The following is a 15017-nucleotide window of genomic DNA, read 5'->3' on the forward strand; positions in this document are numbered from 1 at the left end:
GCCCACGGCGGCGGGTGGTCCCCACGACCCGCGGCGGCGGGTGGTCCCCACGACCCGCGGCGGCGGGTGGTCCCCACGACCCGCGGCGGCGGGTGGTCCCCACGACCCGCGGCGGCGGGTGGTCCCCACGGCCCACGGCGGCCGGTAAAGTGTCCCCCAAGGACCGCCACGACAGCAGGGATTCGTGATGCCCGCAGATCTCATCCTCATCGCCTACGACGGCTCCGAGAACGCCAAGCGGGCCGTGGAATATGCGGGGAGATTCCTCGCCTCGTGCCGCGCCGTCGTCGTCACGGCCTGGGAACCGATGGTCCGTCAGGCCGCCCGCATGTCCGGGCTGTCGGGGGTGATGCAGCCGGAGTGGGTCCCCGACGAGGAGACCGAGGACGTCGCCCTCACCGACGCGAAGGTGATCAACGCGGAGGGACTCGACCTGGCCCGCTCCGCCGGCCTCGCCGCGGAGGGCCGCACCCTCGAGGTGGTCAGTGCCGTGTGGACCGCCATCGTCGAGGCCGCCGACGAGCTGAACGTCGACATCATCGTCACCGGCACCCGCGGCACCACCGGCCTGCGCTCGCTGCTGCAGTCCTCGGTGGCCGACCATGTGCTGCGGCACAGCCACCGGCCCGTGCTGATCGTCCCGCCGGGACGCTAGCCGCGGCGCGAACCGCACGCGGGCGAGGATATCGTCGACCCACCATGGACGGTTTCCTGCTCTCCCGCGCCGATCGCACCGTGCACACCACCGGGACGCGCCGCCGGTTCACCGACATCGCCGAGGCCTCCCTCGCGTTGCGCCGCGGTGAGGCCGACCTGATCGTGGGCGCGCTGCCGTTCGATCCCGAGCGTCCGGCCGCGTTGACCCAGCCCGAAACCGCCGAGGTGACCGGCGCGGCGTGGCAGCCGCCGGACGCCCTGCCCGGCCTGCCCACGGTGCGGATCGCCGCGCAGACCCCGGCGCCGGAGCAACACGTCGCGCGGGTCGCTGCACTGCGCGACCGGCTCGGCCGCGGCGAACTCGACAAGGTCGTCGCCGCCCGCTCGGTCACGCTCGTCGCGAACACCCCTGTCGACCCGCTCGCCCTCGCGGCCCGGATGGCCGAACGCCACCCCACCGCGCACGTCTACGCGGTGGATCTGAGCGCCGCCGGCGAGCGGTACCGCGGCCACACCCTGGTCGGTGCGACGCCCGAGCTGCTGGTCAGCCGTCGCGGCGACGCCGTCACGTGCCGTCCGCTCGCCGGCACCGCCGCGCGGTGCGCCGACCCGGACGCCGACCGGGAGGCGGGCCGCCAGTTGCTCGCCTCGGCGAAGAACCTCGCCGAGCACGCCTTCGTCATCGAGTGGATCCGCGCCCGCCTGGCCCCGCTCTGCGGTGACCTGCAGATCCCCGGCACGCCCGTGCTGACCGCGACGAGCGACGTGTGGCACCTGGCCACCCCGATCACCGGCACCCTGCGCGATCCCGGGACGGACGTCCTGACCCTGGCCGCGGCGCTGCACCCGACCCCGGCCGTGGCCGGCACTCCCACCGAGGCCGCGCTCGCCGCGATCCGCGGCACGGAGGGCGACCGTCGCTTCTACGGCGGAGCGGTGGGGTGGTGCGACGCGAACGGCGACGGGGACTGGCTGGTGGCGATCCGCTGCGCCGAACTCAGCGCCGACGGCAGGCGTGCCCTCGCGTGGGGCGGCGGGGGCATCGTCGCGGCATCCGATCCGCAGGCCGAACTCGACGAGACCACCGCGAAGCTGCGCACACTGCTCGGCGTGCTCGGCCTCTAGGCCGCCACGAGTGGAGCACGCCACAGTTGTCCCCGTGCGGGTGATACCTTGACGCGGAGCGCGACGACGCCGGTTCGGATCCGGCGACGGGCGCGCGCGACGGATGTCGGCTCACACGGGAGCCGACGATGGACGATGGGGAGATGGGTATGGCGAAGTTCGTGGGCCCGGGCCTGGCCAGCGCGGCGATCGGTGCCGTCCTCGGCGCCGTGGCGGTGTTCGGCGTCACGGCGGCGGTTCAGGAGAACACCCGCCCGCAGGTCGACCGCAGCGGCAACGCCGATTCCTCCCTGCTGAACCAGGTTGAGTACGGCAGCCGCTGGCGGCGCCGTCCACGCGACGAGTTCACGCACTTCCCACGGCACGGCACCCCACCCCGGTGGGGCACCGTCCGCCGACCCCTTCTCCAGGCGGTGGTTGTACGGGGCCGCCGTGGTGTCGCTGCTGCTGGCGTTCGCGCAGGCCCCCGGCCTGATCGTCGCCGACACCAAGTACGACCTGACCCAGAATCCCCTCGGGTTCCTCACCCGCGCCGCCCACCAGTGGAGCAGCATCGCGCCGCTCGGCCAGGTACAGAACCAGGCGTACGGCTACTTCTTCCCGCACGGTTCCTTCTTCGCCGTCGGCCAGCTCCTGCACATCCCCCCGTGGATCACCCAGCGGGTGTGGTGGGCGCTGCTGCTGCTCGCCGGGTTCTGGGGCGTGGTGCGGCTCGCGGAGGCGCTCGGCGTCGGTAACCGTGGTTCCCGGCTGATCGCCGCGGCGGCGTTCGCGCTCTCCCCCCGCGTGCTGACCACCCTGGGATCCATCTCGTCGGAGACGCTGCCGATGATGCTGGCGCCGTGGGTGCTGCTGCCGCTCGTGCGCTACCTCGACGGCGACGGGTCGTATTCCGCTCGACGAGCGGCAGCGCCGTATTCCGCTCGACGAGCGGCAGCGCAGTCCGCCGTCGCCGTCGCGCTCATGGGTGCGATCAACGCCGTCGCCACCGTCGCCGCGTGCCTCGTCGCCGGGCTGTGGTGGCTGGCACACCGCCCGAACCGGCGATGGTGGCGGTTCACGCTGTGGTGGATCCCGGCCTGCGTCGTCGCGGTGCTGTGGTGGATCGTGCCGCTGCTGCTGCTCGGCCGCGTCAGCCCGCCGTTCCTGGACTACATCGAATCGTCCGGGGTGACCACGCAGTGGACCTCGCTGGCGGAGGTGCTGCGCGGCACCGACAGCTGGACCCCGTTCGTCTCCCCCGAGCGCATCGCCGGCGCGGTGCTGGTCACCCAGCCCGCGGCGGTCCTCGTCACCGGTCTGCTCGCGGCCGCGGGCCTGGCGGGACTGGCGATGCGTTCGATGCCCGCCCGGGGGCGGTGGACGCTGATCCTGTTCGCCGGCATCGCCGGGCTGGCCGCCGGGTACGTCGGTGACCTCGGCTCGCCGATCGCCGAGCAGGTCCGGCACTTCCTGGATTCGACCGGCGCCCCGCTGCGCAACGTGCACAAGCTCGAGCCGCTGGTGCGGTTGCCGCTCGTGCTCGGGCTCGCGCATCTGCTGCGCCGGGTGCCGCTGCCCGGCGCGGTGCCGTGGCGGCAGGCCCGGACCGCGTTCGCGCATCCCGAGCGGCAGCCCATGGTCGCGTTCGCCACCCTGATCCTCGTGGCGCTGACCCTCGCGACGTCGCTCGCGTGGACCGGCCGGCTCGCCCCGCGCGGTGCCTACGATGCGGTGCCCGGATACTGGCACGAGACCGCCGCGTGGCTCGACGAGCACACCCGTGGGGAACGCGCGCTGATCGTGCCGGGCGCCCCCTTCGGCAGCCAGATCTGGGGCCTGACCCGCGACGAGCCCCTCCAGGCGCTCGCGTCGACGCCGTGGGCCTCCCGCGACGCCGTGCCCCTCGTGCCGCCGGGCGCGATCCGGGCCCTGGACTCGGTGCAGCGGCACATCGCCGACGGCCGGCCCACCCCGGGGCTGGCGGCGACGCTGCGCGGTCAGGGCATCGGGTACGTGGTGATCCGCAACGACCTCGACCCGGAGACGTCGCCGTCGGCGCGGCCGGTGCTCGTGCACCGGGCGATCGAGGGTTCCCCCGGGCTGGTCCGGGTCGCGGAGTTCGGCAACGAGATCACCCGGAACTTCGAGGAGGGCTTCACCGCCGACTCCGACCTGCGGCCGGCGTACCCGGCGGTCGAGATCTACCGCGTGGACCTGCCCGGCGCTCCGGTCGGGCCGTACGCGGTGGACGCGGCCGACGTGCCCCGGGTGCAGGGCGGCCCCGAGGCCCTGCTGCGCCTCGACGACGCCGAGCCGGGCAGCACCGGCCCCGCCCTGCTCGCCGCCGACGCGAACCGCGCGGGTCTGCCCGTCGACGACGTCCTCGTCACCGACACCCCCACCGCCCGTGAGACCGACTACGGCCAGGTCGACCACCACAGCTCGGCGATCCGTGCCGCCGGCGACCCGCGGCGCACCTACAACCTCGTACCGGACTATCCGGTGCCGGACACCGACCTCGTGCATGCCGAATGGGAGGGCGCCCGGATCAGTGTGTCCAGCTCCGCGTCCGACGCCACCCAGCTCGGCGGCACCTCCGTGGGCAGCGGACCGGCGGCCACCGTCGACGGCGATCCCACCACCGGCTGGCACAGCAACGGCCTCGAGTCCGCGGTCGGCCAGTGGCTGCAGCTCGACCTGGACCGGCCCCTCGAGGCCGGGCTGCTGCGGTTGAGCACCAGCCCCGGCGCGCTCGGCCCCGCGGTGAAATGGCTCGAGGTGACCACCGACCGCGGCAGCACGGCCGTGCGCGTCGAGAAACCCGGCCGCGAACAGACCGTGGCGCTGCCGCTCGGACGGACGACCTGGATCCGGATCACCTCCACCCGCACCGAGGACGGGTCGGTGGGCAACCAGTTCGGGCTGACCGAGGTGGCGGTGGACGACTTCACCGACCGCGACAACCCCCGGCCGGTCGACATCCGGCAGCGGATCGTGCTGCCGGACGTCGTCGCCGGGGCGACGGTGCGGGGCTGGAATCTCGGTCAGGAACTGCCCGGCCGCGGCGGCTGCGTCGACACCCCCGATCGGGTGCGGTGTGCGCGGGGTCTGGCCGTCGCAGCCGAGGAGCCGAACCTCTTCACCCGCACCCTGTCGGTGCCCGACGCGACGTCGGTGACGCCGCAACCGTGGGTGCGGGCCCGGCCCGGCCCGGCCCTCGCCGAGATCGCCGCGCTGCCGGACCGGGTGGTCGCCCGCGGCGCCGCCGACGTCGTCGACCTGCAGGGCTCCGCGTTCGCCGCGACCGACGGTGATCCGCGCACCACGTGGACGGCGTCGGAGGAGTCGGTGCGCCCCGGCGCGCCGCGACCGACCGTCACGCTCGACCTGCCGTCCCCGCAGCTGGTGACCGGCCTGGAGGTGACCGCGGGCCTGGGACCGCTGCCGGCGCGCCCGACCCGCGTCGCCGTCGACCTCGGCAGCGGACCGCAGGTGCGCGACGTCGAATCATCAACGACGACAATTGATCTCGAACCACACGTGACGGATCGGGTGGTGCTCGGCCTGGTCGGCTGGGAGGACGTGCTGGACCAGACGGTGCTCGGCTTCGCGAAGGTCGTCCCGCCGGGTCTGGCGGAGGTGACCGTCCTCGGCCCGGACGGTCCGATCGGTCCGCAGGATCCGGTGTACGACCGGCAGGTCACGGTCGGCTGCGACACCGGGCCCGTGCTCACCGTCGACGGACGCAGCTACCGGACCTCGGTCACCGCGACCGTCGCGGACCTCGCCGCCGGTGTCGAGGTGCCGGCCACCTTGTGCGACGAGACCGTCGCGCCGCTGCCCGCCGGGCGCGTCGACGTCGAGATCGACCCGGGCCAGGCGTTCACCGTCGGGACGCTGCGGCTCCCGGTTCCCGGCGCCGCGAGCCCGCCGGCAGCCGAACCCACCGAACTCGCCGTCGGCACCTGGACGGAGAACCTGCGCGAGCTCGAGGTGCCCGCGTCCGAACGGGACCGGCTCGTCGTCGTGCCGGAGAGCACCAACGTCGGCTGGGTCGCCACGGCCGCGGACGGCACCGAACTGACACCCGTGGTGGTCGACGGCTGGCAGCAGGGCTGGGTCGTGCCCGCCGGGACCGGCGGCACCGTGACCCTCGAATTCGCCACCGACCGGTGGTATCGCCTCGGCATCTTCGGCGGCCTGCTCCTGCTGCTGCCGCTGTTCGCGCTCGCGGCGTGGCCGCGCCGGCGCCCCGTCGCCGATCCGGGGCCGTCGCCCCGGGTCTGGGGCAGTACCACCGTCGGCTTCGCCGGCGTGCTGGCCGTCGCGGTCCTCGCGGCCGGCGCGGTGGGCGCGGCGACGACGGTCGTGGCGGCAGCGGCGATCGTGGCGGTGGGCGCCCGCTGGGGCCGCGACGTGGCTGCCCGCACGCTGGTCGTCGTGACCGGATGCGCCACCATGACGGCGATGGCGTTGCTGTCCACCGGGCCGTGGCGGGCGCCGGACGGCTACGTCGGGCACTCGGTCGCCGTCCAGTTCGCCGCGCTGTGCGGGCTCGTCGCGCTGGGAATCGCGGCGCTGCCGGTCTCGGTCAGGGCGCGGCGGAATCTGCGACGCGTTCTGCGGTGGAGGCGACGCGGCTCTGACGGCGCCTGACCTCCCGGCGCACCGGTTCCTCGACGAGGGCGTAGCTGACCGACGCGACGGCGATGCTCAGCACCAGAGTCACCGTGAGCACGAACCAGAAGTCGCCCTGGAACGGGATGAGACCGAAGACCGGGAAGACGATGGACAGCACGGCCAGGTGCCAGATGAAGATGCCGTACGACCATCGGCCCACGGTCAGCGCCGGACCGCTCGCCAGGATGCGGTGCTCGGCGCGCGGCGCCAGGACGAGGGGCGCCAGCAGTGCGAAGCTCATGAGGGCGCCGAGCAGGATCTTGCCGTTGTACTGCCACGGATCGATCTTCACGAGTCCTTCCGGCCCGCCGAGGGCCGTGGTGGACAGCGCGAACGCGGCCACGGCGACCACCGCCATGAGCACCCGGTGCGCCGCGAGGCGGTGCACCCAGGTCCGCTCGCCCGTCACGAGCTCCGCGAGCACCATGCCGGCGGCGAACCACGGCAGATAGCCGGGCAGCCAGTTGTCGTGGTTGATGTGGTCCGGGGTGGGAACCGGCAGCCACGCCCACACCAGCGACAGCGCACTCAGGGCGAGCAACAGCGGGACGCGGAACCGGGCCCGTGCGCCACGCAGACCGGCGAGCGCCGCGGCGAACAGCGGCAGCAGCAGGTAGAAGGCCACCTCCACCGACAGGCTCCACATCTGGGTGAGCCCCTCGGTGAGACTCAGCGGCACGAACACCTGCACGAGGGTCAGGTTCGCGAGCCACAGCCGCCACCCGCCGCCCGCCTCGGGCAGCAGGAGCAGCACGATGCACACCACCACCCAGTAGGCAGGCAGGATGCGGGTGGCCCGGGACAGCAGGTAGCGCCCGGTGGTCGGCGCGGCCCCGAGACCACGCGCGGCCGCCGCGTGCGGCCGCCACAGCAGGAAGCCCGACAGCGCGAAGAACAGGGCGACGGCGAGGTCGAACCGCCCCCAGATGCGGCCGAGCACCGGGTCGTGCACGGCGCCGGTCTGGAATGCCACGTGCGTGATCAGGACGCCGACGGCCGCGAATCCGCGCATGCCCTCGAGCGCCGGCAGGAAGCCGGAGACGGCGGGAGCCGAGGCGGTGGGCGGGGCACTGCTGGTCATCGACGACAGTCTGCCCGGTCGCTTCGGGGCGGGGAAGCCGGGATCTCGAGTCCGAACGGTGGCGCGCGCCGGGCGGATGCCCTGTTAGTGTCTGGGCTCACGTGGTATTCGCGAGCCGGATGCCAGGCGATCCGTGCAGACCGGCTGCCGGTGGGGGTACTCGATGGAACCGTTGAGTGAGGAGACACAGCATGGCTGAGCGTTCGGGCTCGGGCCGGAAACTGGCATTGGCATTGGTGGGCCTCGGCGCCTTCCTCATCGTCGCGGCAATACTGATCCCGACGTATACCGTCGGCAAACTCGCCAAGACGCCGCTGGACCTCGAGGTGACCACGGTCGCCGAGGGCACCGGCGACATCCTCAACGCGCGGGCGCTGCTGTCGGGGCGGGCGCAGGTCGACACCGACGTGCCGATCGTGGCGCAGCGGTTCGTCACCGTCGAGGACCCGTCGAATGCGGACATCATGACCCTGCAGGCGGGCCAGACGGTCCGTCGCCTGGACATGCAGGGCGACACGGGTCTGGTCTCCGCCACCGTCGACCGGGTCACGGTGGACCGGGTCAGCGGCATGCCGGTCACCAAGGAGGAGAACCCGGACGCGGTCAGCACCATCCAGACCTCGGCCACGGCTCCGCCGACGGAGATCCCGAACCGCGACGGTCTGCAGTACCGCTTCCCGTTCGGCACCGAGCAGAAGTCCTACCCGTACTTCGACCTCAATGCGCGCGAGACCTACCCGATCGACTACATCGACGAGACCGAGATCAACGGCGTCAAGGTCTACCACTTCCGGCACGAGATCGAGCCCGTCGACCTGTCCGCGGTCGATCCGTCGGTGCCGACCTACAAGCTGAGCCTGCCCGCCTCGACGTGGGGCGTCGAGGGCGGCGAGACGCCGGTGACCATGACCCGCTGGTACACCAACGTCCGTGACCTGTGGGTCGAGCCGGAGACCGGCGTCGTCATCAAGGGCCAGGAGCAGCAGTACCAGTACTACGCCCGCGAGGCGAGCCGTCCCGAGGTGACGGTGCTGCAGGTGTCCCTGCCGTTCAACGAGGACACCATCGAGTTCCAGGTGGAACAGGCCAAGAACGGTATCGACACCCTGAACCTGTTCGGTCGCACCGTGCCGATCATCCTCGGCATCCTCGGCCTGCTCGCGCTGATCGCCGGCATCGTGCTCGGCCTGCGCGGCGGCAGCGGCCGCACCGGCCGTCCCGTCGCCGCGACGGGCGGCCCGACCGCACCGGCCGGACCGGCCCACGCCGCCCCGGCCCAGCGCGACTGGACCAGCGACCGCACCGAGGAGATCCCCCGCACGGACGCTCCCCCGCAGCAGCGGGACTGGACCACCGACCAGACGCAGGAGATCCCGCGCACCGACCTGCGCAAGGAACCGCCGCAGCAGTAGGTAGCAGTAGGTACCCGGCCGATGCCCCTCCCGATCGGGAGGGGCATCGGCGTGTGGACTCCCGATCGGGAGGGCGTCGGCGTGTGACCGAATGTGACATCGCGTCGGTTGGATCGAACCGATGTCACATTCGGCCCGACGGGGCGGGCCGCGTATCCGGCCCGACGGTGCGGGCGGCGCGCACGGCGAGGACGGAGACCACCGCGGCCGTCGTCGCCGCGACGGCCACAGCGACGAGCACGAACTGCCTCGTGGTGGTGGCGACGGTGAGCATGAGGGCAGCCTCCACCGCGAGACCGACCCACGCGACGGCCGCGAGGTGGGTGCGTTCGCCCGCGATCGCGGACAGCAGTGCGCCCTGCAGGACCGCCAGGCACGCGCCCTGCAGGGCGAACAGCCACAGCAGCGACTGCACCGGGGCGTAGGCGTCACCGACGAGCAGCGGCACGAGCGGCGCGCCCACGGCTGCGCCCGCGACGAGCGCCGCACCGATCCCGACGAGGACGGTCAGGGCCGAGCGGACCGCGGCCGCGGACTGGGCGGGGTCGGCCATCCGCGGGTACAGCACCACCCCGACCGCCTGCGGCAGCCAGAACGCGACTTTCGTCGCGACGGCGCCGAGCGCATACAATCCCGCGTCCTGCGGGTCGAGGACGGTGCGGGCGAGCAGCAGATCCAGCGACGTCAGGGCGATCAGCGCCAGCTGCACCTGGGAAGCGCGCAGCACCGCGAGCACGCCGACCGCCGGGGCGGTCCCGGATCCGGGCCCCGCCGGGGTGCGCGACACGAGCGTGGCGGCCGCGGCCGCGACGAACCCGGTGCCGACCGCGCCGGCGAACAGGGCCGCCCCCGGTCCGCCGCCGACGGCGAGCACCGCGACGGCGGGCACGACCTTCGCCACGCCGGCCGCGGCGAGGACGACGCTGAGCGCGCCGAACCGTCCCCGGCCCTGCAGCAGCCCCTGTTCGGTGGCGAGCAGCACGAGCAGGGGTGCGGTGACGAGCGAGCCGAGGGCACCGGCGACGCTGGTGTCGAGGGCCCACGCGACGAGGGGCACGACGGCGAGCGCGACGAACCCGGCGAGGCCGGCGCAGCGATAGCCGAGACGGCGCAGGGCCGCGGTGCCGGCACCGCGCACGGTCTCCCGGGCGACGACGGTCTGCAGGGCGAGCGCCGGCACCGCCAGGACCAGCTGGGCGGCCAGCAGACTGGCGAACTCCCCGTATCCCGCGGGTCCGAGCCACTGGGCCGCCGGCAGGTGCAGCAGATAGGACGCCAGGTTGGCGGTCATGGCACCGACGGTCACCATTGTCATCCCGGCGACGGCGGTTCCGGTGGCCGGGCGCGGCATCTCAGGTCGCGGCATCGGACCATGGTTGCACGCGGCGGGTGCGGGCGACGAGGCGCGGGACACCGGCGCGAGATGGGTATTGTGCGGCCATGCCCAGGCCGGTGTCGCTGCGTCCCGCTGTCCCGGCCCTCTACAGCCTCGCGCTGGCGGCCGTGATGCTCGGGCCGCTGCTCACCTCCCCCGGCTACCTGCTGTTGCGCGACGCGGTGAGCACCCCGCGGTCGTTCCCGACGGACTCGGCGCTGGGTCTGACCGATGCCGCGGCGCGGGCCGTCCCGCAGGACGCGTTGCTGGCGGCGGCGAGTTCGGTGGCGGACGGCGGCCTGGTGGTGACGGCGTTGCTCACCGGCGCCCTGTGGGCGGCCGGCTGGGGCAGCGCCCGGCTGGTGGCGGTGCTGTTGCCGACGGCCGGGCTGCCGGCCCGGCTGGTGGCGGCGACGGTGGGCGTGTGGAACCCGTACGTGGCGGAGCGGCTGCTGCAGGGGCACTGGAGCCTGCTGGTGGGCTACGCGGCGCTGCCGTGGACGGTGGTGGCCGCCGTGGCGGTGCGGCGGGGCGACCGCTCCGGGTGGCCGTCGCTGGCGGTGTGCCTGGGCGTGGCGGGCCTGACCCCGACGGGTGCGCTGCTGGCGTCGGGGACGGCGCTGGCCGTGCTCGCGCCCCCGGGCGGGCGGTCCCGGCGGGTGCCGCGGCTGGCCGGCGCGGTGGCGCTGGCGGGTGCGGTGGCGGCGCCGTGGCTGGTGGCGACGGCCGTCTCCGGCGGCGCGGGCGACGGATCGGATCCGGCGGGGGTGCGCGCCTTCGCGGCACGGGCCGAGCCCGCGCTGGGCACGCTCGGCAGCGTGGCGGGGCTCGGCGGCATCTGGAACGCCGACGCGGTGCCCGCGTCGCGGACGACGGTGTGGGCGCTGGTCGGTACTGCGGCGCTGCTGCTGGTGGTGGTGTGCGGGGTGCCGGCGCTGTGGCGGCGACGGCGCAACCCGGTGCTCGGCGTGCTGACGGCGCTGGCCGCGGTCGCGGTGCTCGGTCCCGCCCTCGCGGCGACGGGGCCGGGGCTGCGGGCCGGGGAGTGGGCGATGGTGCACGTCCCGGGTGCGGGTCTGCTGCGCGACACGCAGAAGTGGGTGGCCTGGGCGGTGCCGCTGTACGCGCTGGCCGCCGCGGCGGGGGTCGGCACGTTGCGGACGCGTTTCGGCGGGCGGGCCGGCGTCTGGGCCACGGCGACCGCGCTGGCGGTGCTGCTGGCCCTTCCGGACCTGGCGTGGGGCGTGGGCGGGCGCGTACGCCCGGTGCAGTATCCGGACGCGTGGCAGCGGGTCGCGGCGACGGTGCCGCCCGGCGACGGCGATGTGGCGGTGCTGCCGGCGGGTATGTTCCGGCGATTCGAGTTCAGTGGCGCCGCACCGGTTCTCGATCCGGCCCCCCGGATGCTGCGCGCCGACGTGCTGCAGTCCGGGGAGCTGATCGTCGCCGGCGGCACCGTCGCCGGCGAGGGCCGGGGGGCCGCGGAGGTGGAACGCCTGCTGCTGGCGGGCGCGGCGCCGGCCGACCTCGCGGCCCACGGCGTGGGGTGGGTGCTCGTCGAGCACGGCACGCCCGGGGATCTCGGCGACTCGGCCCGCACGCTCGAGCAGCTCGAGCCGGTGGTCACCGACGCCGCGCTGTCGCTGTACCGGGTGCGCGGGGTCGCCGGGACCCGGTCGGACGACCGGACGGCGGCGATCGCCGCGCACGCGCTGTGGGCGGCGGTGTCAGCAGGCGGGCTCGTGGGCCTGCTGGTCCTGCGACGGCGCGTCCGGCGCCGCGAGCACGACGGCGGCCTGCGCCGGGCGCGGGAACAGTCCTGAGACGCGGCGGCCCGCGGCCGTCGCGGCGAGCACCTCGTGCACCCCGTCGCCGGTCGCGGACCAGGAGAACTCGGCGGCGCGCACCCGGGCCTTGCCGCCGAGGGTGCGGCGGCGGTCGGCGTCGGCGAGCAGGTCGGCCACGGCACCGGTGAGCTCGTCCGGGGAGTCGACGAGCACGCCGGTGACGCCGTCGATGATCGAGTCGGTCAGGCCCCTGGAACTGCGGTAGCCGATCGTGGGCACACCGTGCTGGGCGGCCTCGACCACGGCGAGCCCCCACCCCTCCTTGCGGGACGGCATCACGTGCACCCAGGACCGGGCGAGCAGTTCGTGCTTGCGGTCCTCGGCGACGTGGCCGTGGAAGGTGACGGCGTCGGTGATGCCGAGGTCCGCGGCGGCTGCGCGCAGGTTCCGCTCCCACCAGCCGCCGCCGATGACGTCGAGGTGCAGGCCGGGGACGCGGTCGCGCAGCGCGGCGACGGCGACGAGGGCGTCCTCGATCTGCTTGTGCGGTACGAGCCGCGACAGCACGCACACGGTGGGGTGCGCGGTGCGGGTGTGTTCGTCGCCGGGTTCGACGCCGGCGGGGACGGCGTCGGCACCGTTGCGCACGACGGCGATGCGGTCGCGGCCGACCCCGAGGGCCATCAGCTCGTCGGCGGACGGCAGCGACACGGTCAGGTACTGGTCGTCGCGGTGCACGCGCGGCGACAGCGTGGACTCGATCCACCAGCCCAGGGCGGCCATGACGCGCCCGGCGACGGGCCACTGCTCGCGGTGGCAGTGGTGCACGAGCACGGTCACGGGCGCCCCGGCGACGAGCCGGGAGAAGAACGGGATGCCGTTCTGGGTGTCGATCACGGCGTCGGGCCGGAGGTGACGCAGCGGGCCGACGCCGAGACGACCGGCGGCGATCGCGGCGAGGGCCCGGGGATAGACGGTGAGCCGTCCGCCGCCGCGGCTGACGGTGACGCCGTCGATCTCGTCGCGGCGGGGGGCACCGGGGTAGGCGGCGGTGCGGAGGGTGACGCGGATGCCGCGCGCGGCGAGCTGGGCTCCGACCTGCTCGAGGTACCGTTCGCTGCCTCCGCCCTGGGGGTGCCCGGTATCGCGCCAGCACAGCAACAGAACCTCGCGCACGTGGCGACCCCCTGTGGTTCGTCGTCGACGGATGTATCCCGGAACACACTAACGGGTGCAGGGGCACCCGCGGTGGAGGGTTACCGGCGGGTAGTGCAGTGCGGGGGCCGCTATGGTTGCTCCTCGTGGTTGTTCCGACCCTGCCCGTTCCCCCGGTGGCCCGCACCTTCGCCCGGCGCGCCACCCTGCGCCGGTCCGTCGGGCTGCTCGGCGACTTCCGGCACGAGCAGTCCGCACCCGAGCTGTTCTACGGGGCGCTCGCGCGCGACACCGTCGACCTGATCGGTGACCTGTACGCGGACCTGACCGACCGGGACCTCACCGGCACGACCGTCGTCGACGTCGGGGGCGGACCGGGATACTTCGCGGAGGTGTTCGGCGCGGCGGGTGCCCGCTACGTGCCGGTCGAGCCGGATCCGTCGGAGATGCACGCGGCCGGCCTCGCCGTGGGCGGGTCGGTCCGCGGCTCGGGCCTCGCGCTGCCGCTGCGCACGGGGTCGGTGGACGTGTGCTTCTCGTCGAACGTCGCCGAGCACGTGGCGCAGCCGTGGGTGATGGCCGAGGAGATGCTGCGGGTGACGCGGCCGGGCGGGCTGACGGTGCTGTCGTACACGCTGTGGTGGGGTCCGTTCGGGGGGCACGAGACCGGCCCGTGGCACGCGTTCGGCGGTGAGTACGCGGCCCGGCGGTACGCCCGCCGGCACGGCCGGGAACCGAAGAACCGGTACGGGGTCTCGTTGTTCGAGGTGGGCTGCCGCGACGGGCTGCACTGGGCACGGTCGACGCCGCACGGGGAGCTGCTGGCCGCGTTCCCCCGGTACCACCCGCACTGGGCGTGGTGGCTGGTTCGGGTCCCCGCGCTACGGGAGTTCCTGGTCAGCAACCTGGTGCTCGTGCTGCGCCGGCGCTGATGGTCGCGCTCGCCCTCGACGTCGGCGGCACCAAGATGGCCGCCGCCCGCGTTCGCGCCGACGGCACGCTCGACCCACCGCGGACGGTGCCGACGCCCGTGCACGGGGTGTGGGCGGCGTGCGCGCAGCTGCTGCGGCAGGTCGCCGCGGGGGACGAGGTGACCGCCGTCGGGATCGCCAGTGCCGGCCCGGTCGACACCGGCGCCGGCTCGGTGGCGCCGATCAACATCGACGAATGGGCGCGCGGCTTCGATCTGGCCGACGCCGTGCGCGGACTGTTCCCGCGCGCGGGGGTGCGGCTCGCGGTCGACGGGGCCGCGGCCGCGCTGGCCGAGCACCGGCTCGGGGCGGGCCGGGGTACGGCCGACCTCGTCGGTGTGGTGGTCTCGACCGGCATCGGCGGTGGTCTGGTGCTGGGCGGCCGGATCGCCGGGGGCCGGACCGGCAACGCGGGCCACATCGGGCACATGGTGTCGGGCGCGGGTACCGAGGCCTGTGCGTGCGGGGGCGCCGGGTGCGTGGAGACCGTGGCGAGCGGGCCCGCCGCGGTGCGGTGGGCGCGGGGGCACGGCTGGTCCGGTGCCGACGGTGCGGCGCTGGCCCGCGACGCGGGGGCGGGCGATCCTGTCGCGGTGGCGGCGCTGGGACGGGCGGGGACGGCCCTGGGGGAGGTGATCGCGTCGGCCGCGGCGCTGGTCGACGTGGACCTCGTCGTGGTCGGCGGGGGATTCGCGCAGGCCGGCGCGCCGCTGTGGCGGCCGATGCGCGCGGCCGCGGCCCGGCACGCCCGGCTGCCGTTCCTGTCCGGGCTGCGGCTCCCCCCCGCGCGGG

The 15017-nt window shown here is 74.6% G+C and carries 10 protein-coding genes and 1 pseudogene; 8 read left to right on the forward strand and 3 right to left on the reverse strand.

Going from position 1 to position 15017, the window contains the following annotated elements:
• Positions 1 to 187 precede the first annotated feature (187 nt).
• The 4 genes and pseudogenes from OEY_RS0108820 to OEY_RS0108830 all read left to right on the forward strand — a co-directional run bounded on the left by OEY_RS0108820 (position 188) and on the right by OEY_RS0108830 (position 6420).
• Positions 188 to 655, forward strand: a complete 468-nt coding sequence (locus OEY_RS0108820; protein WP_010593519.1) for a universal stress protein — start codon at positions 188 to 190, stop codon at positions 653 to 655.
• Positions 656 to 699: 44 nt separating this feature from the next.
• Positions 700 to 1782, forward strand: a complete 1083-nt coding sequence (locus OEY_RS0108825) for an isochorismate synthase (RefSeq protein WP_010593520.1) — start codon at positions 700 to 702, stop codon at positions 1780 to 1782.
• Positions 1783 to 1931: 149 nt separating this feature from the next.
• Positions 1932 to 2102: pseudogene (locus tag OEY_RS29755) on the forward strand (DUF2613 domain-containing protein); the annotation flags it as partial.
• Positions 2103 to 2214: 112 nt separating this feature from the next.
• On the forward strand, positions 2215 to 6420 hold the full coding sequence (locus OEY_RS0108830) for an alpha-(1->3)-arabinofuranosyltransferase domain-containing protein (RefSeq protein ID WP_010593521.1): 4206 nt from the start codon (positions 2215 to 2217) through the stop codon (positions 6418 to 6420).
• Here the strand turns inward: OEY_RS0108830 and OEY_RS0108835 are convergent.
• The gene (locus tag OEY_RS0108835; RefSeq protein ID WP_010593522.1) at positions 6356 to 7525 is read right to left on the reverse strand and encodes an acyltransferase family protein; all 1170 of its coding nucleotides are present in this window, start codon (positions 7523 to 7525) and stop codon (positions 6356 to 6358) included. The two genes, OEY_RS0108830 and OEY_RS0108835, sit on opposite strands and share 65 nt — an antisense overlap.
• A gap of 191 nt (positions 7526 to 7716) precedes the next feature.
• Here OEY_RS0108835 and OEY_RS0108840 point away from each other — a divergent pair, with 191 nt between their 5' ends.
• Complete coding sequence (locus tag OEY_RS0108840; RefSeq protein WP_029539962.1) at positions 7717 to 8937, forward strand: DUF3068 domain-containing protein; 1221 nt, start codon at positions 7717 to 7719, stop codon at positions 8935 to 8937.
• A 124-nt stretch (positions 8938 to 9061) separates the two neighbouring features.
• Here OEY_RS0108840 and OEY_RS0108845 read toward each other — a convergent pair whose 3' ends face one another.
• Positions 9062 to 10288 carry a polysaccharide biosynthesis protein gene (locus OEY_RS0108845; RefSeq protein WP_029539963.1) on the reverse strand — a complete coding sequence of 409 codons (1227 nt, stop codon included), beginning with the start codon at positions 10286 to 10288 and terminating at the stop codon, positions 9062 to 9064.
• 89 nt (positions 10289 to 10377) lie between these two features.
• Between OEY_RS0108845 and OEY_RS28230 the strand changes: the two genes are divergently transcribed.
• Positions 10378 to 12135, forward strand: coding sequence for a hypothetical protein (locus OEY_RS28230; RefSeq protein WP_043805014.1), 1758 nt, complete (start codon positions 10378 to 10380; stop codon positions 12133 to 12135).
• On the opposite strand, the gene OEY_RS0108855 is transcribed toward OEY_RS28230, so the two are convergent.
• Positions 12040 to 13275, reverse strand: coding sequence for a glycosyltransferase family 4 protein (locus OEY_RS0108855; RefSeq protein WP_010593526.1), 1236 nt, complete (start codon positions 13273 to 13275; stop codon positions 12040 to 12042). The two genes, OEY_RS28230 and OEY_RS0108855, sit on opposite strands and share 96 nt — an antisense overlap.
• A gap of 155 nt (positions 13276 to 13430) precedes the next feature.
• Between OEY_RS0108855 and OEY_RS0108860 the strand changes: the two genes are divergently transcribed.
• Positions 13431 to 14186: a class I SAM-dependent methyltransferase gene (locus OEY_RS0108860; protein ID WP_029539964.1), complete on the forward strand. Its 756-nt coding sequence runs from the start codon at positions 13431 to 13433 to the stop codon at positions 14184 to 14186.
• On the forward strand, positions 14186 to 15017 hold an 832-nt coding region (locus tag OEY_RS0108865; protein ID WP_010593528.1), incomplete at its 3' end, for an ROK family protein. The genes OEY_RS0108860 and OEY_RS0108865, both read left to right, overlap by 1 nt.

Source organism: Rhodococcus sp. P14, assembly GCF_000256505.1.
In the GTDB taxonomy this organism is placed as follows: Bacteria; Actinomycetota; Actinomycetes; order Mycobacteriales; family Mycobacteriaceae; genus Rhodococcus; species Rhodococcus ruber.

What these genes read in the sequence shown, in the direction of transcription:
- OEY_RS0108845 (WP_029539963.1), bottom strand. Translation starts at nt 10,288, where the DNA reads ATGCCGCGCCCGGCCACCGGAACCGCCGTCGCCGGGATGACAATGGTG.
- OEY_RS0108835 (WP_010593522.1), bottom strand. Translation starts at nt 7,525, where the DNA reads ATGACCAGCAGTGCCCCGCCCACCGCCTCGGCTCCCGCCGTCTCCGGC.
- OEY_RS0108825 (WP_010593520.1), top strand. Translation starts at nt 700, where the DNA reads ATGGACGGTTTCCTGCTCTCCCGCGCCGATCGCACCGTGCACACCACC.
- OEY_RS28230 (WP_043805014.1), top strand. Translation starts at nt 10,378, where the DNA reads ATGCCCAGGCCGGTGTCGCTGCGTCCCGCTGTCCCGGCCCTCTACAGC.
- OEY_RS0108820 (WP_010593519.1), top strand. Translation starts at nt 188, where the DNA reads ATGCCCGCAGATCTCATCCTCATCGCCTACGACGGCTCCGAGAACGCC.
- OEY_RS0108840 (WP_029539962.1), top strand. Translation starts at nt 7,717, where the DNA reads ATGGCTGAGCGTTCGGGCTCGGGCCGGAAACTGGCATTGGCATTGGTG.